General features: G+C 56.7%; 1 protein-coding gene. It reads right to left on the reverse strand.

Annotated elements, in window-relative coordinates:
- Nucleotides 1-1,089, reverse strand: a 1,089-nt coding sequence (locus tag ACM5Q9_RS14255) for a tripartite tricarboxylate transporter permease (protein WP_418145420.1), incomplete at its 3' end; no start/stop codon positions are given.
- Between the last annotated feature and the right edge of the window lie 166 nt (nucleotides 1,090-1,255).

The following is a 1,255-nucleotide window of genomic DNA, read 5'->3' on the forward strand; positions in this document are numbered from 1 at the left end:
CCACATGGACACGATCAGGCCCCAGAACAATTCGGGGTGGCTGCTCATGACCTGCGGGCCGGGCTGGATGTTGTGAATCGTCATGGCACCCACCATCAGGGCCATCACGGCGTTACCGGGAATACCCAGCGTCAGCAGCGGAATGAACGAGGTCTGGGCTGCCGCGTTGTTGGCCGACTCGGGGCCTGCCAAACCGGCAGGATGGCCCTTGCCGAAACGCTCGGGGGTTTTGGAAATTTTCTTTTCCAGGGTGTAAGAAGCAAACGAAGACAGAACCGCACCACCACCGGGCAAGATACCCAGGGCCGAACCCAGCATGGTACCGCGCAAGACGGCCGGACCGGCTTCCTTGAACTCTTGTTTGTTCGGATACAGGGTACCCAGTTTGTCGGTAATGTCGACCCGGTTTTCTTTTTGTGCCAGGTTGTTCATGATTTCGGCCAGGCCGAACACACCCATGGCGACCACTGCAAAGTCGATGCCGTCTTGCAGTTCAGGGATACCAAAGTCAAAGCGGGCTACACCCGAGTTGACGTCGGTACCGATCATGCCCATCAACAGGCCCAGCAGAATCATGCAGATCGCTTTAGGCAGGGAACCGGAGGCCAATACCACGGCACCGATCAGGCCCAGTACCATTAGAGAGAAGTATTCGGCAGGACCGAACTTGAAGGCGACTTCAGCCAGTGGTGGCGCAAAGGCAGCCAACAGAATGGTGGCAAAACAGCCGGCAAAGAAAGAACCCAAGGCGGCAATCGAGAGCGCGGCACCGGCACGGCCATTCTTGGCCATCTGGTGTCCGTCAAGTACAGTGACCACCGCCGAGGTTTCACCGGGCAGGGCGACCAGAATGGCCGTGGTTGAACCGCCGTATTGCGAACCGTAATAAATCCCGGCCAGCATGATCAGGCCAGCGGTGGGTGGCAGCACATAGGTCAGGGGCAGCAGCATCGCAATGGTGGGCACCGGGCCAATGCCTGGCAGCACACCAATCAGGGTGCCCAGCAGGCAGCCCAGGAAGGCATAGGACAGGTTTTCCAGTGTAAAGGCCACTGAAAAGCCCAAGGATAAATGTTCCAGCAATTCCATCATGATTATTTGCTTCCTTTAATTTTTTTGATCAGGATAATGACGCCGACAATAACCGCTAAAGGAATAATGATCATGGCATAGGTGGGCCATTCGGCAAAGGGAACCGGCCACAGCGGGAAGATCAGGCCCAAGCCACGGACAAAGGCCAGCCAGGTAAAGATGA

Source organism: Advenella sp. RU8, assembly GCF_048381675.1.
In the GTDB taxonomy this organism is placed as follows: domain Bacteria; phylum Pseudomonadota; class Gammaproteobacteria; order Burkholderiales; family Burkholderiaceae_B; genus Advenella.